This is a genomic window from Ruegeria sp. AF7 (genome assembly GCF_056541885.1).
On sequence record NZ_JBQFYX010000013.1, the window covers coordinates 68,781 to 88,986 of the forward strand.

The following is a 20,206-nucleotide window of genomic DNA, read 5'->3' on the forward strand; positions in this document are numbered from 1 at the left end:
CTTGGGTGTAGGAGTTGCCGAACCGATCTTATGTACGACTTTGGGCCAGTAGGCGCAGATTACTTTCGTTGTTAGGATTGGATAAACTGGGGGCAACCTGATTGAAAAAAGGCAATACCAAATGCTTGCAGACTCCGTCGAAAGATCTGGCTTCGAGAAAGTGCTGATCGTCGATGACCACCCCCTGTTTTGCGACGCGCTGTCGATGACCTTGCAAAGCGTGGCGCAGATCGGCGAAATCCATACCGCGGACCGACTGGAAGGCGCGATGGAACTTCTGTCAGGTGGGCTGAAACCGGACGCGGTCATGCTGGACCTCAACCTGCCGGATGTGGAGGGGCTGGACGGCCTTGTCCGTCTGAAGGCTGCTGCGAATGCCCCGGTTATTGTGGTGTCCTCGATGACGGATAATCGCGTTGTCAGTCAGGTGATTCAGGCGGGCGCATCGGGTTATGTACCCAAGCATAGCCAACGCGATGTGTTTCGCCTGGCATTCGAGACAGTGCATTCCGGCAAAGTTTTCGTGCCCGAAGGGTGCGTTCTGATCAATGTTGAAGAGGATGAACACGCCGAGGCGGTCAATCGGCTTGCGACGCTGACAAATCAGCAGGCCCGCATTCTGCAACTGATCTGTGAGGGCAAGCTGAACAAACAGATTGCCTATGACCTGTCCATTGCGGAACCCACGGTCAAAGCGCATGTCACGGCAATCATGCGGAAACTGGGTGTGCAAAGCCGGACGCAAGCCGTTCTGATTGCAAAGAAAGCTTCGTTTGCCAGCGTCTTGCAAGACCACGGCTAAGCGTCATACTCTCACCACATCGTCGCGCTTTAGGGAGGAGGCTCGATGGACCAAGCAGTCGGGTGGGCGACAGCCCGGACCGGTGCGACAGGCATCGTCAAAACGGCTTTCGCGCGTTACGACACCGGGCAGGCGCTTGGGGTGCTCGTACGTCAACTCGGGGCTGAACCGCTTGCGCTGGTGATACTTTTTGTCAGTCCAAACGCGGACGCGGCTGCGGTCATTACCAAAGCCGAGCAGGTGTTTGCGCCTACTCCGGTGGTTGGCTGCACCACCGCCGGAGAACTTGCGGATAGCGGTTATTGCGAAGATCAGATCGTCGCAATCGGCCTTCCGCAATCCCATTTCGACACGCGTACGGTCCTGGTTTCCGATCTGAACGATTTTGAGGCGGAAAGCATCATCAACGAGATGATCCACAACCGAAATGCCATGATGGTCACGGCGCCCGACTGGAACCATGAATTTACATTCCTGATGATCGACGGATTGTCGACCAAAGAGGATGCGTTGACCTCCGAGTTGGCCGTCGGCTTGGGGCCGGTGCCATTGTTTGGCGGATCGGCCGGTGATGGAACCCGGTTCGGGCGTACCTATGTGCTGCATCAGGGCAAGGCGCTGAGCAATGCTGCCATACTGACTCAGGTTCGTACGCGGTGCCCGATCAAGGTGTTCAAAACTGATCATCTGGTTCCAACGACCCGGCGTATGGTCGTAACCAAGGCGGATCCGGCAAAACGCATCGTTCAGGAGATCAACGCCGAGCCCGCCGCCCGCGAATACGCCCGTATCCTTGGCAAGGACCCGGAACAACTGACGACATTCACCTTTGCGGCGCACCCCGTTGTTGTACAGATTGGCGGGCAGCATCACGTCCGCGCCATTCAGCAGGTGGCGGGCAACGGGGACCTTGTCTTTTTCTCGGCGATTGATGAAGGGCTTGTGCTGACGCTGGCCGAACCAAGGGACATGGTCGAGCACCTTGAGGAAGAAATCGGCCTTCTGACCGAGAAACGGCAACCCGACACCATTCTGGGCTGTGATTGCATTCTCCGCCGACTGGAAGCGCAGGAAAAGCAAAAGACCCGCGAAATCTCGGACATTCTGGCCCGCAACCACGTTGTCGGATTCTCAACTTACGGAGAGCAGTACAACTCTATCCATGTGAACCAAACTCTGACGGGTGTTGCGATTTATCCACCCGAGAAAGAGTAACGTATGATCGAGCATCTTACAGATCCCACGGACTCGGTTGATCGCCAGAACGAGAAACTTCGCAAGATTGCCGAAGCGCTGATGCGCCGGGTAGAAGAATCCACCGATGCGTCAGGCGCAGCTTATGCGCAGTTTCAGCGCGCGGCCGTGCTTGAACAAGAGGTCCGCGCCCGGACGAATGATCTGGAACGCGCCCTTGAATTGCTGAACGATTCCAATGCCAGATTGGCACAGGCGAACAAGGACACCGAAGCCGCACGCGCGGACCTGGCCAATGCAATCGAAACGGTGCAAGAGGGGTTTGCCCTTTTCAATCGGGACGAAAAACTGGTGCTGTGCAACAGCCGTTTTGGTCTGCATATGCCTGACATTCAGGAGCGGCTGAGCCCGGGGCTGAGCTTTGCCGAATATGTCGAACTGGTCAGCCGATCAGGGTTTCTGTACCTGCCTGAAACAATGACCCCGACAGACTGGGCCAAAAGCCGCCTGGATCGGCACACGGACGATCATGTGGTGTTCAACGTCCGGCTTGTTGGCAATCGGTGGTCGCAAGTGTCTGAGCACCGCACACCAGATGGCGGAACTGTTATTCTGCAAACCGATGTGACTGATATCATGCGGATCGAACGGCAGGAACGTGACCGGATACTGGATGACAAGGCTAGGCTGATCCGCGCGACGCTGGAACATATCGAACAGGGCGTTTGCATTTTTGACAACAAACACCGTCTGATCGGTTGGAACAACCGCGCCAGCGAGTTGCTGGCCATTCCGATCGCACAGTTTCAGATGGGGACCCGGTTTGAATCGCTGTCCAATCGCCTTGGCACGAACATCAAGTTCCAGAAGGGGGTAACGGAAGCCGATCTGCTGGATTGGGTGACGCGGCAAACTTATCGCCGTCCTCTGCAATTTCAGATGCACCGCGGAAGGTCAAAAATTCTTTCGGTGTTTGCGCAGGAAATGCCGGACCGGGGCTTTGTGATATCCTTCACCGATGTAACCGCAGAACGAAAGTCCGCTCAGGCCTTATACGAAGCCAAAGAGCTGTTGGAACAACGCGTAACATCGCGCACAATGGAACTGGCTGACGCGTTGAACGAGGCCGAGCGTGCAAACGCATCCAAGTCGCGATTTGTGGCAGCTGCCAGTCACGATCTGCTGCAACCTCTTTCCGCGGCAAAGCTTTATGTTGCATCGCTGGGCAGCGGCCTGGACAAAGACGACGCAAGGACTGTTGCAGGCAAGGCTGAAAGTGCGCTGAACAGCGTTGAACACATTCTGGAAGCGCTGCTGGATATCTCGAAGCTGGATTCAGGACGGGCCACCGCGCATTTGTCCACCATATCAGTGAGTGCGCTGTTTTCTCAGATGGAAGACGCATTTCGCCCGGTTGCGCAGGCAAAAGGGCTTGAACTGTCATTTGTTGACACAAACGCGCGTGTGACCAGCGACGCCAGCTATTTGCGTCGGATTTTGCAGAACCTGCTGTCGAACGCGATCAGGTATACCGAGACCGGAAAAGTTCTGGTCGGTGTGCGGCGTCGTGAAGACGCAATTGCCTTGCAGGTCTGGGATACGGGCATCGGAATCGCGTCAGACCAAAGAGACCTCGTTTTTCAGGAATTTCAGCGCCTGCATTCTGATGCCAGTGCCGCAGAAGGTATGGGATTGGGCCTTGCAATCGTAGAGCGCGCCTGTGGGCTGTTGCAACATCCAATCCAGCTGTATTCCGAAGTAGGCAAAGGAACTGGATTCTCGGTCGAAGTACCGTTGGCACAGGAAGAGCAGACTGCATGCGGCAGTGCCCCTGCGGCCCACGATCCGGGCTACAACATACTTGGTAACACGGTCGTATTGTTGATTGAGAATGATGAAAATCTTCGTAGCGCACTGACCATGACAGTCGAATCCTGGGGGGTCGAGGTTTTGGAGAGCGAAAGCGAAGACGAAGCAATCAATCTACTTCGCGAAATTGACATTCTGCCCGACGCAATAGTTGCCGATTTTCATTTGAACCACGACAGAACCGGTATCGACGCGATACATGCCCTGACGCACGAGTTTGGCCCTCTGCCCGGCTGCATTATCTCGGCGAGCCGATCACCTGAACTGGCCGAGCGTTGCAAGCACGCCAATCTGCCTTTGCTCTACAAACCGCTAGATGCGCTCCTTTTGCGCTCAACGCTGGAATCGTCGATTGCACGCCGCGACTGAGCGGCATCAATCCGCGACCGGTTCAGATTGAACCAAGGGTCTTCCCCTTGCCGAAACAGCTGGTTAAGAAGTTCTTCCAGCGTCGTTTCAGGAGGCACCATTGGACCGTATCGCCCGCACCATCGCTACCGAGATTAATGCACGTCCCGAGCAGGTCGGTGCCGCGATCAAGCTACTGGACGACGGAGCAACCGTGCCATTTGTCGCCCGGTATCGGAAAGAAGCAACCGGAGGATTGGACGACACCCAGTTGCGCCTGCTGTCCGAGCGGCTGACCTATCTGCGCGAGCTTGAAGCGCGGCGCGAAACCATCCTGAACTCGATCAAGGATCAGGGCAAACTGACGGAAGATCTGAACAAATCCATAGCGCGTGCGGAAACCAAAGCGCAGTTGGAAGACATATATCTGCCTTACAAGCCAAAACGGCGCACCAAGGCGATGATTGCGCGCGAAAATGGGCTGGAACCTTTGGTTGATGCTATTCTGACGGACCGCAACTGCGATCCTGAAACGCTAGCCGCGGCGTACCTCACCGAGGTGGTAGCAACGACCCGGGATGCTTTGAACGGCGCGCGGGACATTTTGACCGAGCGGTTGACAGAAAACGCCGCACTGCTGGGCGAACTGCGCAGCTTCATGCAGCGCGAGGCTTTGCTCAACGCAAAGGTCATCGAAGGCAAGGAAAAGGACGGCGCCAAGTTCAGTGACTACTTTGACCACGCCGAATTGTGGGCGGACGTGCCGTCGCATCGGGCATTGGCGATGCTGCGGGCATCCAAAGAGGGTATCGTCACGCTGGATATCGCGCCTGAACCGGAATTTGGTGCCGCGCGGGCCGAGACGATTGTCGCCGCTCATCTACAGACACGCGGCACAGGGCCGGCAGACGCGTGGTTGCGCAAAGTCGCGGGCTGGACTTGGCGGGTGAAACTTTCGCTGTCCATGATGGTCGAACTGATGGCTGACCTGCGCAGCCGGGCGCAGGACGAAGCCATTCAGGTCTTCTCGCGAAACCTCAAGGACCTGCTGTTTGCCGCACCGGCAGGTGCTAAGGCGACCTTGGGTCTGGATCCGGGCATTCGTACGGGCGTAAAGGCTGCTGTCGTTGATGCGACCGGCAAGGTTGTCGCCACTGATACCTTGTACCCGTTTCAGCCGAAGAATGATTTGCGTGGCGCACAGGCCAGTATCCTCAATCTGATATCTGCTCATCAGATCGAACTGATCGCAATCGGGAACGGGACGGCCAGCCGTGAAACCGAAAGGTTGGTTGCAGACACTCTTGCACTTCTACCCAAGACGGTGAAAGCACCGACAAAAGTGGTGGTGTCCGAAGCTGGGGCCTCGGTATATTCCGCATCTGAACTGGCTGCGCGCGAGTTTCCGGATCTGGATGTCTCGCTACGCGGCGCGGTCTCGATTGCGCGGCGATTGCAGGACCCTTTGGCCGAGCTTGTCAAAATCGAACCAAAATCCATTGGTGTCGGCCAGTATCAGCATGATGTGGATCAGCATCGCCTGTCACAATCGCTGGATTCCGCGATCGAGGATGTGGTGAATGCTGTCGGGGTTGATCTGAACACAGCATCCGCGCCATTGCTGTCACGCGTGTCAGGACTGGGTCCGGCGCAGGCCGAAGCGATTGTCACCCACCGTGACCTGAACGGGCCCTTCCTTTCGCGGAAGGATTTGCTGTCCGTCGCCCGCCTTGGACCGCGCGCGTTCGAGCAATGCGCCGGTTTCCTGCGCATCAGGGAAGGTTCCGAGCCTTTAGATGCGTCTTCAGTGCACCCCGAAGCCTATGACATTGCGCGCCGGGTCGTTGCCGCCTGCGGTCGCGACATCCGAAACATCATGGGCCATGATGGCGCGTTAAAGGGGTTGCGAGCGGAACAATTTGTAACTCAGGATTTTGGCTTGCCGACCGTTCGGGACATCTTTGCCGAACTTGAAAAACCCGGACGCGACCCCCGGCCCAGTTTCGTCACCGCATCTTTCACCGATGGCATTGAAGACATCACCGATCTGAAACCCGGAATGGTTTTGGAAGGCACAGTCACCAACGTCGCCGCCTTCGGCGCTTTTGTGGATATCGGTGTGCATCAGGATGGGCTTGTTCATGTCAGCCAGCTGGCAGACCGGTTTGTCAAAGATCCGCATGACGTGGTTAAGACCGGGCAAGTGGTTAAAGTACGTGTCGTCGATGTTGATGTCCCGCGAAAGCGCATTGGGTTGACCATGCGAAAACAAGGGGGTGGAGGAAACCGTCGCGGGGGATGAAGTGCACTGTGCTTCGGAACCCGTGTTTGACGGCGTCAGCTTAGTGCCTTGCACGTGCTCCAATCCATGATTACGACTAGGTTGGCAGGAATGAAGGTGATGTTGGCACCCCGGAAAAAAATGGGCTGAACGATCTTTTCTTCCATGGAGATTTGCAAAGACCGGGGTTTGTAGCGGTTGGCTGGCTCGTAGTCTTGGGTAATGTCTTAAACTCAACCTTGTACCAGAGCGGATCAGTAAACCTTAGGAACTTCACCTTTTCGCAAACCAGAGGATATGCATGACACATGTCGTGACACTGAATGCCGGATCGTCTTCGATGAAGTTCGGCCTGTTCGAACTGACAGAAGACGATCCAGTCATGGTGTGCACCGGTGTGGTCGAACGGATCGGCGAGCCAGAGCCAATCGTCAAGGCGCGGTCATCTGGCGGTGGAGTTCTGGCGAATGGCACGGCAGGCGATATTCACGATCACGCTGCTGCACTGGACTGGGTACTGAACCTATTGTCACGGGCCTTCCCCAGTTGCGAGGTCACCGCGGTTGGGCATCGTATTGTTCACGGCGGACCTGAGATCGATACGCCTTTGCCGTTGACCGCCGCTGCTTTGGAGGAGTTGGACAAGCTCTCTCCGTATGCACCTCTGCACCAGCCGCACAACCTGGCTGGCGTCAAGGCAGCTATGGAACGCTTTCCAAATGCCGCCCAGATTGCCTGTTTCGACACGGCCTTTCATCGCAACCACCCCTGGGAGAACGACGTATTCGCCCTGCCGCGCGAGTATTATGACAAAGGCGTCCGGCGCTATGGTTTTCACGGGCTTAGTTATGAGTACATCTCAGACCATTTGGCCAAAACCGCACCGCTTTTGCACGCGGGGCGGGTTGTGGTTGCGCATTTGGGTAACGGCGCTTCGATGTGTGCCATGATCGGGGGCCGGTCCGTCGGTTCGACCATGGGGTTTTCGTCGTTGGACGGGCTGCCGATGGGATCACGTTGCGGTCAGCTTGATCCCGGTGTCTTGTTGTATCTAATGGATCAGGAAGGGTTGAGCGCCTCAGAGATTTCCGACCTTCTGTTTCGCAAATCAGGTTTGCTGGGTCTGTCCGGACTTTCAAGCGACATGCGCACTCTTGAAAAAGCAGATACCCGCGAAAGTCGACAGGCCATCAGCTATTTCACGTTCCGCATCCGCCGCGAACTTGGGGCAATGGCAGCAATATTGGGCGGTATTGACGCACTGATCTTCACAGGTGGTATCGGAGAAAACTCGCGCCTTGTGCGCGACAGGGTATGTTCCGGAATGGGGTGGTTGGGGATTGAACTGGATCCCGATGCCAACGCGGACAATGATCGGATCATCTCGACAGACCTGTCCCGAGTGGTCGCCATGGTTATTCCGACAAATGAAGAGTTGGTTATTGCCCGTGCGGCCGCCGATCTGTTGGCAAATCGATCCCATCGGAAAAGCGCTTAGCTAGGCTGGTACGTCCAGCGATATGAGGGCGGGGTCGGTCCTTTGTTGCGACCACCTTGCTGCATCTGCTCCCATGCATGTGCCAGAATACCCACTGATCGGGACAGGCAGAAAAGGCCGCGCGCCAATGGTGGCGCAAACCCAAGCTCGGCATAAATAACTGCGGTTGCGCCATCGATGTTCATCGGGACAGGTTTGCCCTTATGCCGCGCAAGTTCTGCCTCGATCTGCTGCGCAATGCGCATGAATTGCCCATCGCAAGCACCGGTTTTCACCGCTTCGGCGACCAAGTCCATCAGGCACGGAGCACGGGGGTCTGTAGGCGCGTGAAACCTGTGCCCAAAACCCGGAAGTATCTTTCCGTGGCTTTCGATCCACGCATCGATTGCCTGCGCCAAAGTGCCAGGGTAATGGCCCACAAAGTGGTAGAGTTCCACGGCCTGCTCGCCAGCCCCTCCATGAATGTCGCCCAACATGTTCACAGCGCTCGCCATCGCGTTGTTGAGAGACAGGCCACAGGTAACCGCCATGCGCGCGGTTGCAATCGACGGTGCCTGAGGACCGTGGTCGACTGCCGCGACCAGCGCGGCTTCGAACAATTTGGCCTGCGCTTTTGATGGGCGGTCTCCACGTACCATAAACCAGATCATTTCCGCGAAACCAAGACGTCCGATCAGGTTTTGAATCGGCTCTCCGCGCAGGTCTATCCGGCCAGGTTCCATATCGATGATGGATGTTGCCCACCAATCTGCCACATCGCTCATATGATCCCCTCTCTGCTTAGCGCGTCGATTTCCGCGTCGGTCAATCCGATTTCGGACCACACCGCTTTGTTGTCGGCCCCAAGCTTTGGTGGTGCGATTTGCGGCATTCGCCGGATGCCATCCATTACGACGGGACTGCCTGCAAGCTGCATCTGTTCGCCGGGAACCTGTAAAGAGCCAATCAGACCGCGATCGGAAAGTTGCGGGTCTGCAAGGGCTTCGGGCACGGTCAAAACTTGTCCGGCTGGTACTCCCAATGCATTTAGTGCACTCACCCATTCGGACGCGGCCTTCGTCTTTAGGGTGCGTTCCAGTTCTGTACGTAAGGCGTGGCGGTTTGTTTTGCGATCTTCACGCGTTGCGTAGTCGGGGTTGTTCAGCAGGTCATCCCGCCCGAGACAGCGGGCAAGTGCCTGCCATTGCTCGTCCCGATTGGCCGCGATGTTGATCGGGTTGTCCCGCGTGGCAAATGTACCTGAGGGGGCCGAGGTTGTGTTCTCATTCCCATGCGCTCCGGGCGTTACGCCACCCACCAGATAATTTGAAACAACCCAACCCATCGTCGAAATCACGGCTTCGGACATCGCAACATCCAGATAGGTGCCGCGTGGGTTGGCGTTCAATGCCGCCGAAACTGCAAAGGCAGCCGTCATCCCCCCGACCGTGTCCGCCAACGGATAACCGACACGATACGGTGCCGTGTCGGGGGCGCCGGTGATTGACATCACGCCGCTGATACCCTGCACAATCTGGTCATAAGCCGGATCATCGCGCCGGGGGCCATCCTGCCCGAACCCGCTGATGGCGCAATAGATCAGGTTGGGATTGACGTTGCGCAGAACTTCATAACCAAGACCAAGACGATCCATTACTCCGGGTCGGAAGTTTTCCACCAGAACATCAGCTGATTGGACAAGGCGTTTCAGAAGCGCCTTGCCCTTTTCAGGTTTCATGTTCAGCGTGACAGATTTTTTACCGGCATTCTGCGCCAGAAAACTGATCCCCATCCCCGCCTTGTTTCTGGCGGGATCTGCACCCAGAACGCGAGCAAGGTCGCCACCATCGGGGCGCTCGACCTTGATCACGTCGGCACCCATCAATGCCAGTTGGTAACAGCAATATGGACCCGCGAGGACATTGGTCAGATCGAGAACCCGTATTCCCGCCAGCGGGTTAGTCACCTTCGGCAACCCCTTCCGACCTGGCCTGTGCACGGCGCGCGCGGTAGCTGGGTAGGAGCACCAGAAGCGCCGCGATAACCAGCAGACCCAGCGTCATCGGGCGCTCCCAAATAAAGGCGATGCCATCGTACAGCTGCATGGACCGCGAGAAGTTATCTTCCATCATGCCGCCGAGGATGAAACCGATCAGCAGTGGTGCCAATGGGTAATCAGCAAATTTCAACGCCGTTGCGCATACCCCAAAACCCACCAGTATCAGCAGTTCGGTTGCATTGTTCTGCCCGATATAGGCCCCCATCAGAGTAAAGAACAAAATAAAGGGGATCAGATAGTTGCGCGGCACCGAGAGTACTTTGGCTATGTAGGGGATCAGCGGCAGATTCAGGATCAGAAGCACCAGGTTGCCAATGAACATGGACATGATGACCGCCCAAAAGATCTGCGGGTCGTCCAGCATAAGGCGTGGGCCCGGTGTCACATTCAGAGCAATCAATGCCCCAAGCAGGATTGCCGTCGTTCCCGATCCGGGAATGCCCAGGGTCAGCAGCGGCACGAATGAGCCTGTACAGGCGGCGTTGTTCGCCGTTTCAGGCGCGGCCAGCCCTTTGATCGACCCTTTGCCGAATTCGTCCTGCTCGGCTTTTGGGGCGATGTTACGCTCGACCGCGTAGCCCAGAAAGCTGGCAATCGTTGCGCCCGCACCCGGCAGAACGCCGATGAAAAACCCCTGTATAGACTGGCGGCCAATCACTGGCGCAATGGCTTTGGCTTCTTCCCTGCTTATGCGCAGGTCCTTGATTTCGCCTTCTTCGCCCTTAAGGTCCTTGGGTTTGAGAACAAGAAACAGCGCCTCGGGTAATGCGAACATGGCCATTGCAAGTGTGATAAAGCCAAAGCCCGACTGCAAATCCATGATGCCCATGGTGAAACGAGGCATATTGAACAGTACGCCTTCACCGACGGTGGCCATAATCAACCCAAGGATTGTCATTATGATAGCCTTGGCAACCTGACCTGTTCCCGCAAAGGCGGCAATGGCCGACAAGCCGACAACCATCAGCGCGAAATACTCGGCTGAATGGAAAAGCAACGCAACAGAGGACAGGGCAGGGGCGAAGATCATCAAAAGCAATGCGCCTAACGTACCGCCTGCAAAACTTGCGACTGCTGCAATGGTCAGGGCTTTGCCCGCTTTGCCCTGACGGGCCATCGGGTAGCCGTCAAAGCTGGAGGCGACGGTACCCGCGACCCCTGGCGCATTCAGCAGAATAGAAGAGGTCGAACCACCAAAAATGGCGCCATAATACACGCCAGCCAGCAGGATCAGCGCAGCGGACGGGTCACCCATGGAAATTGCCACCGGGATCATGATGGCGATGATCGACATCGGGCCCAGACCCGGAAGCATTCCGATGAATGTGCCAATCAGACAGCCCGCGACGACCATCAGCAGATTTTGCAGTGAGAATGCCGTTTGCAGGCCAATCAGAAGTCCTTCAAGCATGTCAGCCTCCGAAAATGCCGGGCAAAGGGCGCATGTAGATGCCAAGGACTTCCTGAACCAGATACCAGACCGTACCTGTGGCGATCAGGGCGACGGGCAGCATGATATGCCATTTTCGTTCACCCAAGATAAAAGCCCCAAAGATCAGGAAGGCCGAAGTTGAGATCAGGAACCCTACGGGGCGCAGGCACATCGCGTAGACGACCATCAGAACCAGTAACATGATCGCCTGACCAAGATGGTAATCGCCCAACCGCCGATAGTCGATTTCAGGTTCGCTGGGTTCAGCCTTTTCAAAGCCCAGCAGAATGATCGTGGCCGTGATGATCCCCAGAATTGACAGCACTTTGGGGAAAGTGCTTGGCCATATGGGGTTTCTTTGCATGAAAGGGGGCAGGCTACTGTCCATCGTGAACCAAGCGGCGTAGCCATATGTTAAACAAACACCCAGAAGAATGAGCGCGATCCAGCGATCCAGCGCCATGGGACCCCCTCCTTTTTTCGTCGTCAGGGTTGGCAGAGCGGGTTACCGCTCTGCCCAAGTTGGATTCAGAGGAAGCCCAGCTTTTTCATCAGATCACCGATCTGTTGTTCCTGCTGCTCAAGAAATGACCGGAAATCATCGCCCGAGTTATGGATGTTCACCCAACCGTTGCGTGCACGAACCTCTTCCCATTCCGGGGTGTCGTACATCTTGGCAATCGCGGCCTGGTAGGCTGCGAGCTTGTCCTCGGGCAGACCCGGGGCCGCAAAGAAGCCACGCCAGTTCACAAAGGTGGTGTCGATGCCCTGCTCTTTCATGGTCATCGCGTCTGGGGCGGCATCTACGCGATCTGCCGATGTGACGCCGATGATCTTAACTTCACCTGCGTTGGCCAGATCGACGGCTTCAGAGAAACCTGTAGACAGCGCTGCGATCTCACCGGACAGAAGGGCAGCCATGGCTTTGCCACCCGCATCATATGGAATGTACTTCACGCCAAGCGCATCTTTTCCGGCCGCTTCCATCACCATGGCTGCGACCAGGTGGTCCATACCACCAGGGACCGAGCCACCGCCGATGGCCGTGTTGCCGGGGTCGGCGTCGAAAGCTGCCAGCAGATCACTCATAGAATTGATGGGGCTGTCTTTACCGACAACAATGGCTGCGTAATCACCGATCGTACCCGACACCAGCGTCAGGTCGCGGAAGTTGTGAGGGAACACGCCAGTCAACGAACGGATCACGATTGGCGTGGAGTTTACCATCAATGTCCCGTGGTTGCTGTCGGCGTTTTCAATCAGATAGCCGATGGCTTTGCCGCCACCACCGCCTGACATGTTTTCATAAGACGCGGTGCCCACAAGGCCGGCGTTCGTCAGCGCTTCGCCGGTGCCGCGAGCGGTACCGTCCCAACCACCACCGGCGCCGCCGGGGATCAGAAAGTGGATGCTGTCCACTACCTGGTCTTCGGCCAGAACAGGTCCTGAAAGACCTACTGCAGCAACAGCTGCGATCAGGGCGCGACGGCCCAGTGCGAAAGTTGTCATGATGTCCTCCCATTTGACAACGGGCCGCATGGCGGCTCAGATTGGGAAAACTTAAACACACCAACCTGACATCAACCTGTCATGCACGAGAATAGTGTTAAGACCCGATGAAATTTCTACTTGTCGAAGACAATCTTGACCTCGCAAACGCGATCGGCTCCCGCATGAGGTTGGACGGCCATGTGGTTGATCACGCTTCAAAACTGGACGATGCGACAGCCTTTGTTGAATCGCAGGAATACGATCTGATCCTGCTGGATATCATGCTGCCGGACGGGGACGGTCGCGATTTCCTCAAGCGACATCGCGCGAGCCATTTGGACACGCCGGTGATCGTTTTGACGGCCCGCAGTCAGGTTTCGGATCGAATCGGCTCGCTTGATCTGGGTGCTGACGATTATGTCACCAAGCCGTTTGATCATGCCGAGCTTGAAGCGCGCTGCCGCGCAGTTCTGCGTCGCAAATCCGGGAATACGAAGACAACGATAGAAGTCGGCGGCATCGTATTCGATCCCCTGGCTGGCCATCTGACCGTGGGTGACGAGACCGTGTCGCTGCGCAATCGTGAACTGCGCCTGTTGGAATTGTTCATCAGCGCACCTGGTCAGGTTTTTTCGAAGCAAAAACTAACGGACCGGCTGTTTTCTTATGATGATGATGTCTCTGATAACGCGATCGAAGTTTATGTGGGCCGTTTGCGCAAGCATCTGGAACCCTCGGACCTGAAGATCACCACGCTTCGTGGGCTGGGATACAGACTTGACCATGCCTCCTGATCCCAATGTGTCAGGATCGCTGCGGAACAGGCTGGTTCTGACACTGATCGGCGGCGCGGCCATACTTGCGTTCCTGCTGTTTGTCGCAGTCCGAAACTATGCTGCGCAGGTCGCGCAACAGGGACAAGACAACATTCTTGGTGCATCGGTGGCCTCAATCCTCGATGCGGCCGCTTTGCGGGAAGGGGTGTTGGAGGTCGATATCCCATATGCCGCCTTCGCGATGCTAAGCACCCCTGCGGACGACCGGATCTTCTATTCTATTTTTCAGGACGGCACGTTTCTTTCCGGATACGAGGATTTTCCACCGACCATTGGACCGCGTGACGGAAAGTCGCTTTTCAGTTCCAGTCAGATTCGCGGTGAAACCATTCGTCAGGTCAGCGCCAGCCGGACTTTGGTGGGATTGGATAAGCAAACCGAACTGGTGGTCGCGCTGGGGCAGACACAAGACGCGTTGGCCGAAACTCTGGACCAGATTTCGCGCAATGCAGCGCTTCTGGGCGTAGGGTTCTTTGCCCTTGCTGCCGCTCTTTCCTTCTGGGCGACGTCCTCGACCATCGGGCAGCTGAACAGATTGACAACCTCTGTCACCCGCCGTGGGCCGCAGGATCTGAGCCCGTTCAAAAAGCCGGTACCCCGCGAAATGGCCCCTTTGGTTGCTTCACTGAACTCATTGATGGGTCGGCTTGATCAGTCACTCAGCCAGTCAGAAGACTTTATTGCCGAGGCGGCACACCGTGTTCGCACCCCTCTTGCTACGGTCAGGTCATATGCTGACGCCACTTTGCAAAGGGTTGAAAAAGAAGAAAACCGCGAGGCGCTGCGTTCGATGGTGCGCGCCATTGATGAAAGCTCTCGTGCAGCCGGACAGCTGTTGGATCATGCGATGATCACGTTCCGGGCTGACCATCTTGAGCGGGAAGACATTGACCTGAACGCTTTGGTCAGTGACCTTGTGCAGCGCCTGACACCAATTGCCGAGATGAAGGACTTGTCGTTGTCGCTTTGTGGCGACCCACAGGTTATGTATTCTGGTGACCCCATCCTCATTCAAAACGCCGTGCGCAACATGATTGACAACGCACTTAAATATGCTCCGGCCGACAGTTCTGTTCGCATCGAAGTCACGTCGGAGCCACGGGCTCAAATCCGGGTAAAAGACCGTGGCCCGGGGTTTCCCTTAAACGAAATTGACACTCTCACGCGTCGGTTTGAACGGGGTAAGAACGCAAGTGGTACCATTGGGTCCGGTTTGGGCCTGACCATCGCGCAGGACGTTGCAACAGCGCATGATGGAGCGCTTGACTTGTCCAACAGACAGGGAGGCGGCGCATGCGTTACATTATCGCTTTAGTCTTCCTTTGGTTTCCCGCTGTCACACAGGCGCAAGTCTGGGAGGATCGGCAAGTATTCAACGCCGAAGCAGACGAGGCTCATATTCGGGTCATCTCAAGCACCGATACGTTTTTGTTTGAGCCTACGATTTCCAGCTTTATCAAGGAAAACCCTGACGTTTCTGTCGAGTATTTGGTGACGGGTACTGCCGACATCGATCGGATCGTGCGCACCGCACCCGAAGATTTCGATATTGTCATTTCCAGCGCCATGGACCTGCAACTGAAACTGGCCAATGACGGTTATGGACGCGTGATAGATGACATATCCCTGCCGTCCTGGGCGCAGTGGCATCGCAGTCTTTTCGCCTTCACGTTCGAGCCCGCGACCATCGTGATTAACCGTGCCGCCTTTTTCGGTGCGCCTGTCCCAGAGACCCGACAGCAATTGATTGAAGCCCTTCGAATGCGACCAGACAGCTTTCGGGGCCGGGTGGGAACTTATGACATCCGTCAGTCCGGTCTAGGGTATCTGTTTGCGACGCAGGATGCCCGTGCGTCAGAAACGTTCTGGCGTCTGATGGAAGTCATGGGGGGATTGGATGTGCGTCTGTACTGCTGTTCCGGCGACATGATTGATGATCTTGTCAATGGTGAGATCGCCGTAGCCTATAATGTACTTGGCAGCTATGCGGATGCGCGCGCCGGGCACAAGGATACGCTTGAGGTTATCCTGCCGTCGGATTTTCAGACGACCATGATGCGCACGGCGATGGTTCTTGAAGGTACACCCGTACCCGAATTTGCCGCGTCTTTTGTTCGTCACCTTGTATCAAAGCAATCCACGCAATCAGGTGGTGGCCACACCCTCCCGCCTTTGGCACCTTTTGACACGGACGAAGAACGTGAAACGATAGGGCTTGATCCAGCGCTGATGACGTTTTTGGACAGATTAAAACGCCGCCGTTTTCTGGCCGAATGGGAAAGTGCAGTTATCCAGAGATAGCCCTGCCGTCATTCCCTAAATGCACGATTGAAGTAATCGGCCATCGGCTTGACCAGATAGGACAACGGGGTGCGTTCATCGGTTTTGATCAGTGTCTCAACAGGCATACCCGGCAAAAGCTCCTGACCGTTGAGACGGTCCAGCTCGCCATCATTCATAACCACTTCGGCGCGGTAGAATGTAAAGCCGGACTTTTCATCCGTGAATGTATCGGCTGACACGTTTTTGACCTGCCCGTCCAATTCAGGCGTTTCACGCTGATTGAAGGCCGGAAACCGCAGGGCAACAGGTTGACCCACATGCAACTGATCCACATGGATCGCGTCAACGCGCGCGGCAACAAGCAATGGCGTATCCTGTGGAACAACATACATCATGGGTTCACCCGGCTGAACGACAGACTGAAGGGCAAAGACCTGACTTCCATATACTGTTCCGCTGACCGGTGCGCGGATGTCCAATCGTGTCAGCCGCTCGGACAGGGACAGTCGGCGTTCCGATAGTTCAGCAACTTGCGCCTGTACGTCCCGCAACGTGGTAATTGCCTCTTCCCGGCGGGTTGCAGACAGTTCAACGATCTGGATCTCGGTTGAAGCGATCTGCCCTTTGAGGCGGGCGACAGCAGCTTCCAGTCGGCCTATTTCACCTGTCAGGCTGGCTTCTTCCCGTTGCAGGGCCAGTACACGACTGGTTTGCGTCAATCCTCGTTTCAACAGGCTTTGCTGGTCTTCCAACTCATCCTCGATCAATTCGACCTGACGGCGCAGCGATACGAGTTGGGCTTGTGTACCTTCAATCTCACTTTCGATCTGAACCAACTGCTTGTTCAGCTGTTCCTGCTGTTTGGACAGCGTTTCCACGCGGGCGTTGAACAGGTTTTGCTGACCTTCGATCAGGTCCAGATCGATGTTGTATTCCGTCTGAACCTCGTGCAACCGCGCCGACAGCTCTTGCGACGAAAGCCCGTCGCGTTCGGCCTGAAGACGGACACGGCGTGTCAGCAGCTCAAAAAGCTGCGCTTCCACGATCGTCTGTTCGGACGATAAGAAGGTATCATCCAGCCGTAACAGCATCTCGCCCGAGGCAACCACGTCACCATCGCGAACAAAGATCTCTCCAACAACGCCGCCATCGGGGTGTTCTACCACCTGACGGTTGCTTTGTACCTCGATCACGCCTGAGGATACGATCGCACCTGCGAGGCGCGTCTTCACTGCCCAAAGACCCAATCCGCCAACCAAAATGGCAAGTGCGGCGAATCCCACCAGGGCGGGAATTCTCATACTCCAGGCCTGCGCCTGCTTCTTGGTCGTCTTTTTTGCCATTATTCACCTACGGGGCTAAGCTTGCGCTTAATCGCGCCCGCGTTCTGCACCATTGCGCTGAGAACCTCGTCACGACTGCCGAACCTGACCACTTGTCCTTTTTCGACAACGGCCAGATCGTCACATTCCGAAATGGCCTGCGGGCGGTGTGTCATGATGATGGCGGCTTTGCCTGCCGCCTTGAGCCCCCTCACGGCCGCGTTCAAGGCTTCGGTGCCATCCGCGTCCAGTGCCGAGTTTGGTTCGTCGAGAATAAGCAGAACAGGGTCGCCATAGAGGGCGCGGGCCAGAGCGATGCGCTGTTTCTGCCCGCCTGACAACTGACTGTCATTGCCTTCAAGGAAGGTACCATAACCTTTCTCCAAAGACAGGATCAGGTCGTGCGCATTGGCTTTCTTGGCTGCGGCCACCACCGCTTCGGAATCCGGGTTTTCTGACATCCGGGCGATGTTCTCGGCCACGGTCCCGTTAAACAGGGTAACCTGCTGCGGCAAATATCCGATATGGCTGCCCAGATCGTTGGAGTCATATTGATCCAGAGTGGCACCACCCAGTCGAATTTCACCGGCTGCCGGATTCCAAAGCCCCAGCAACGCCTTGGCCAGTGTCGTCTTTCCCGATCCGCTTTTGCCGATGACACCCAGCGCCTTGCCCGGTTGCAGCTTCAGATTCACGTTCCGCAACGTTGGCGTTGTTGCCCCGGGGGGAATGACAGTCAGCGATTTGGCTTCCAACTGCGCTTTCGGGATGGGCAAGCGAATCCGCTGCTCTTCGGGAGGGGTCTGATCCAAAAACCGGCTTAGGGAAGTCCAGGCCGTTCGCGCACGTTCGATCATGCCCCATTGGCCGACCGCTTGTTCGACCGGGGCGAGGGCCCGACCCAAAAGGATTGAACCCGCGATCATCGCGCCCGGTGTCATTTCGTTTTGCAAAACCAGCCACGCGCCCAAGGCAAGCATTGCAGATTGAAGAAACAGTCGTAACGACTTGGTCAAAGACGTAAAACTGCCCGTCCAATCGCTGGCGGAGATGGTTTGACGCAAGGCATTCGAACGCTGGTCCAACCATCGCTTTGTCACGTCCGCCTGCATACCTTGAGAGCGCACAACCTCTGCCGCTTGTCGCGCATGTTCGGCAAAGGCATTTGCTCGCGCTGCTGCAGATTGTGCCTCGGCGACTTTCCTGCTGGTCAGCGCCTGATTGAGCAATGCAATCACGACAAGCAACGCACCGCTTGTCACGGCCAGCCAACCCAACAAAGGATGAAACAGGAAAATCGCACCCAAAAAAACCGGCGTCCACGGAATATCCATCACCGCCAACAAAACGGGGGACGAGCACAGGTTTCGAATGGATTCCAGATCGCGCAAAGCCGTTGCCGGGGCCGACCGAATTTGCGGCAGAAGTGAACGTCGCAGCGTTGCTTCGAAGACGCGCTCATCCAACTGTGATTGAAACCGTGCGCCGAACCGGGCAACGATGCGACCGCGGGCAAAGTCCAGCATCGCCATCAGCGCATAAAGCAACGCCACCAACAAAAACAGCGCTGTCAGGGTTTCCACTGCACGCGAGCCCAATACCCGGTCATACACCTGCAACATGAACAACGGGCCCGTCAGCATAAGCAGGTTCACAAAAATGCTGAACAAGAACGCCAAAGCAAGGAACGCGATCCCCTGATTGCGCACATTGCGCAGTTCATGGCGGGGGGCCGCAGATACGCGGTGTTCAGGTTTCAATGTTTTCAATCCACACTATTCGGAGATGCGCCCCCGCATTTAAAAAGTTAGATCAGCCTTGCCAAGTTTGCACATCTTTTTTTGGGCAAGAAACCGCGGGTCCTTAGCATAAAGAAGCGCTATTCAGCCGCAGCTGTAAAACCAACGGTAATTGTCGGCGTCGTATCGTAGGTGCTTTAAGATTACGGCAAGCCGGGTGAAAAAGCGCTTTGATCATCTGTATCACTTCCGTGATCTGTTCCAGCGGAATAGAAGGTTTGTAAATGCCTCAAACATGGTTGCCACATCACCACAAGAAGCTGTCATCCTCCAGCAAGGACGCAACCGTCAAGTTGGCATCGTCATCCACCACATCGTTTACGGGTTCATGCCGCGCAATGCCCAGGTTGGTCGTCAATGACACGTCGACGTTGTTCTTTATGCAAGAGACAACCAACCCATAAATATCTTCATCATCCTGGTAGCTGGGCAAGACGGGCACGAAATCCAGATAGTCGGCGTCCTCGTCCCATTCGGATGCAACGGAGTTTTTGGCCATTTTCTCGGTGCCATCTTCGGCTACCGACAAAGCGCTCAGCATTGGTTGAACAGGACCAATGGTCCCATTCCCATCAATATCGTGGCCATAGAAAACTTCGACATCGACAACATTGGCGATGGTAACGCCGCTTTGGTATTGCCCCGAAGCATCCGTGGTCCATTCGGCATATGACCCGTTGGTGTTCTGCCACAGAACCTTGTAGCCACCGCCCGACGCTTCGGCCTGAAGTGCCTGCCAGCCCGGCAGGCTGTCTGGCCCAATTGCATTACCATTATACGACAAGCCGATGGTACCGTTGATCAGATACTCGCCGCGGGTTGACGACGCGAGTGTTACCGATCCGCTGCTCTCGATGTTGGTTGTGACGTGGCCGGTGTGGCCGTCATTGTTCAGATCAACACCATAGAAAACTTCGACATCGACAACATTGGCGATGGTAACGCCGCTTTGGTATTGCCCCGAAGCATCCGTGGTCCATTCGGCATATGACCCGTTGGTGTTCTGCCACAGA

16 protein-coding genes are annotated in these 20,206 nt (G+C 56.1%); 8 read left to right on the forward strand and 8 right to left on the reverse strand.

Going from position 1 to position 20,206, the window contains the following annotated elements; genetic code table 11:
• Window positions 1–121: 121 nt before the first annotated feature.
• The 5 genes from ACR0AP_RS16620 to ACR0AP_RS16640 all read left to right on the forward strand — a co-directional run bounded on the left by ACR0AP_RS16620 (window position 122) and on the right by ACR0AP_RS16640 (window position 7,992).
• A complete protein-coding gene (locus tag ACR0AP_RS16620) occupies window positions 122–802 on the forward strand; it encodes a response regulator (RefSeq protein WP_480488693.1) in 681 nt (226 codons plus the stop codon).
• Window positions 803–847: 45 nt separating this feature from the next.
• Complete coding sequence (locus tag ACR0AP_RS16625; RefSeq protein WP_480507945.1) at window positions 848–2,017, forward strand: FIST N-terminal domain-containing protein; 1,170 nt, start codon at window positions 848–850, stop codon at window positions 2,015–2,017.
• Window positions 2,018–2,020: 3 nt separating this feature from the next.
• Window positions 2,021–4,234 carry a hybrid sensor histidine kinase/response regulator gene (locus ACR0AP_RS16630; protein ID WP_480507948.1) on the forward strand — a complete coding sequence of 738 codons (2,214 nt, stop codon included), beginning with the start codon at window positions 2,021–2,023 and terminating at the stop codon, window positions 4,232–4,234.
• A 100-nt stretch (window positions 4,235–4,334) separates the two neighbouring features.
• Entirely contained in the window at window positions 4,335–6,515 is a 2,181-nt protein-coding gene (locus ACR0AP_RS16635) for a Tex family protein (protein WP_480507950.1), read from the forward strand.
• A 280-nt stretch (window positions 6,516–6,795) separates the two neighbouring features.
• Window positions 6,796–7,992: an acetate/propionate family kinase gene (locus ACR0AP_RS16640; RefSeq protein ID WP_480484341.1), complete on the forward strand. Its 1,197-nt coding sequence runs from the start codon at window positions 6,796–6,798 to the stop codon at window positions 7,990–7,992.
• Here the strand turns inward: ACR0AP_RS16640 and ACR0AP_RS16645 are convergent.
• The 5 genes from ACR0AP_RS16645 to ACR0AP_RS16665 all read right to left on the reverse strand — a co-directional run bounded on the left by ACR0AP_RS16645 (window position 7,989) and on the right by ACR0AP_RS16665 (window position 12,971).
• A complete protein-coding gene (locus tag ACR0AP_RS16645) occupies window positions 7,989–8,756 on the reverse strand; it encodes a citryl-CoA lyase (RefSeq protein WP_480507952.1) in 768 nt (255 codons plus the stop codon). The genes ACR0AP_RS16640 and ACR0AP_RS16645 overlap by 4 nt on opposite strands.
• Complete coding sequence (locus ACR0AP_RS16650; protein ID WP_480507954.1) at window positions 8,753–9,937, reverse strand: CaiB/BaiF CoA transferase family protein; 1,185 nt, start codon at window positions 9,935–9,937, stop codon at window positions 8,753–8,755. The genes ACR0AP_RS16645 and ACR0AP_RS16650 overlap by 4 nt, the downstream gene beginning before the upstream one ends.
• A complete protein-coding gene (locus ACR0AP_RS16655) occupies window positions 9,930–11,441 on the reverse strand; it encodes a tripartite tricarboxylate transporter permease (RefSeq protein WP_480507956.1) in 1,512 nt (503 codons plus the stop codon). Before ACR0AP_RS16655 ends, ACR0AP_RS16650 begins: the two co-directional genes overlap by 8 nt.
• Window position 11,442: 1 nt before the next feature.
• The gene (locus ACR0AP_RS16660) at window positions 11,443–11,925 is read right to left on the reverse strand and encodes a tripartite tricarboxylate transporter TctB family protein (RefSeq protein WP_480507958.1); all 483 of its coding nucleotides are present in this window, start codon (window positions 11,923–11,925) and stop codon (window positions 11,443–11,445) included.
• A 65-nt stretch (window positions 11,926–11,990) separates the two neighbouring features.
• Entirely contained in the window at window positions 11,991–12,971 is a 981-nt protein-coding gene (locus ACR0AP_RS16665; protein ID WP_480507960.1) for a Bug family tripartite tricarboxylate transporter substrate binding protein, read from the reverse strand.
• 107 nt (window positions 12,972–13,078) lie between these two features.
• On the opposite strand from ACR0AP_RS16665, the gene ACR0AP_RS16670 reads away from it, so the two are divergent.
• The 3 genes from ACR0AP_RS16670 to ACR0AP_RS16680 are packed head-to-tail and all read left to right on the forward strand — an operon-like array spanning window position 13,079 to window position 16,090.
• Window positions 13,079–13,747: a response regulator transcription factor gene (locus ACR0AP_RS16670; RefSeq protein WP_480507962.1), complete on the forward strand. Its 669-nt coding sequence runs from the start codon at window positions 13,079–13,081 to the stop codon at window positions 13,745–13,747.
• Window positions 13,737–15,104: a sensor histidine kinase gene (locus ACR0AP_RS16675; protein WP_480507972.1), complete on the forward strand. Its 1,368-nt coding sequence runs from the start codon at window positions 13,737–13,739 to the stop codon at window positions 15,102–15,104. The genes ACR0AP_RS16670 and ACR0AP_RS16675 overlap by 11 nt, the downstream gene beginning before the upstream one ends.
• Window positions 15,083–16,090 carry an ABC transporter substrate-binding protein gene (locus tag ACR0AP_RS16680; protein ID WP_480507964.1) on the forward strand — a complete coding sequence of 336 codons (1,008 nt, stop codon included), beginning with the start codon at window positions 15,083–15,085 and terminating at the stop codon, window positions 16,088–16,090. Before ACR0AP_RS16675 ends, ACR0AP_RS16680 begins: the two co-directional genes overlap by 22 nt.
• Before the next feature lie 8 nt (window positions 16,091–16,098).
• Here ACR0AP_RS16680 and ACR0AP_RS16685 read toward each other — a convergent pair whose 3' ends face one another.
• The 3 genes from ACR0AP_RS16685 to ACR0AP_RS16695 all read right to left on the reverse strand — a co-directional run.
• A complete protein-coding gene (locus ACR0AP_RS16685) occupies window positions 16,099–17,373 on the reverse strand; it encodes an HlyD family type I secretion periplasmic adaptor subunit (RefSeq protein ID WP_480507966.1) in 1,275 nt (424 codons plus the stop codon).
• 41 nt (window positions 17,374–17,414) lie between these two features.
• Window positions 17,415–19,154: a type I secretion system permease/ATPase gene (locus ACR0AP_RS16690; protein ID WP_480507968.1), complete on the reverse strand. Its 1,740-nt coding sequence runs from the start codon at window positions 19,152–19,154 to the stop codon at window positions 17,415–17,417.
• A gap of 286 nt (window positions 19,155–19,440) precedes the next feature.
• A partial coding sequence (locus ACR0AP_RS16695) for a hypothetical protein (RefSeq protein ID WP_480507970.1) occupies window positions 19,441–20,206 on the reverse strand: 766 nt, incomplete at its 5' end.

Coding starts and splice junctions, on each gene's coding strand:
- ACR0AP_RS16680 (WP_480507964.1), top strand. CDS start 15,083: ATGCGTTACATTATCGCTTTAGTCTTCCTTTGGTTTCCCGCTGTCACA.
- ACR0AP_RS16655 (WP_480507956.1), bottom strand. CDS start 11,441: ATGCTTGAAGGACTTCTGATTGGCCTGCAAACGGCATTCTCACTGCAA.
- ACR0AP_RS16630 (WP_480507948.1), top strand. CDS start 2,021: ATGATCGAGCATCTTACAGATCCCACGGACTCGGTTGATCGCCAGAAC.
- ACR0AP_RS16620 (WP_480488693.1), top strand. CDS start 122: ATGCTTGCAGACTCCGTCGAAAGATCTGGCTTCGAGAAAGTGCTGATC.
- ACR0AP_RS16660 (WP_480507958.1), bottom strand. CDS start 11,925: ATGGCGCTGGATCGCTGGATCGCGCTCATTCTTCTGGGTGTTTGTTTA.
- ACR0AP_RS16645 (WP_480507952.1), bottom strand. CDS start 8,756: ATGAGCGATGTGGCAGATTGGTGGGCAACATCCATCATCGATATGGAA.
- ACR0AP_RS16640 (WP_480484341.1), top strand. CDS start 6,796: ATGACACATGTCGTGACACTGAATGCCGGATCGTCTTCGATGAAGTTC.
- ACR0AP_RS16665 (WP_480507960.1), bottom strand. CDS start 12,971: ATGACAACTTTCGCACTGGGCCGTCGCGCCCTGATCGCAGCTGTTGCT.
- ACR0AP_RS16675 (WP_480507972.1), top strand. CDS start 13,737: ATGCCTCCTGATCCCAATGTGTCAGGATCGCTGCGGAACAGGCTGGTT.
- ACR0AP_RS16685 (WP_480507966.1), bottom strand. CDS start 17,373: ATGAGAATTCCCGCCCTGGTGGGATTCGCCGCACTTGCCATTTTGGTT.
- ACR0AP_RS16670 (WP_480507962.1), top strand. CDS start 13,079: ATGAAATTTCTACTTGTCGAAGACAATCTTGACCTCGCAAACGCGATC.
- ACR0AP_RS16625 (WP_480507945.1), top strand. CDS start 848: ATGGACCAAGCAGTCGGGTGGGCGACAGCCCGGACCGGTGCGACAGGC.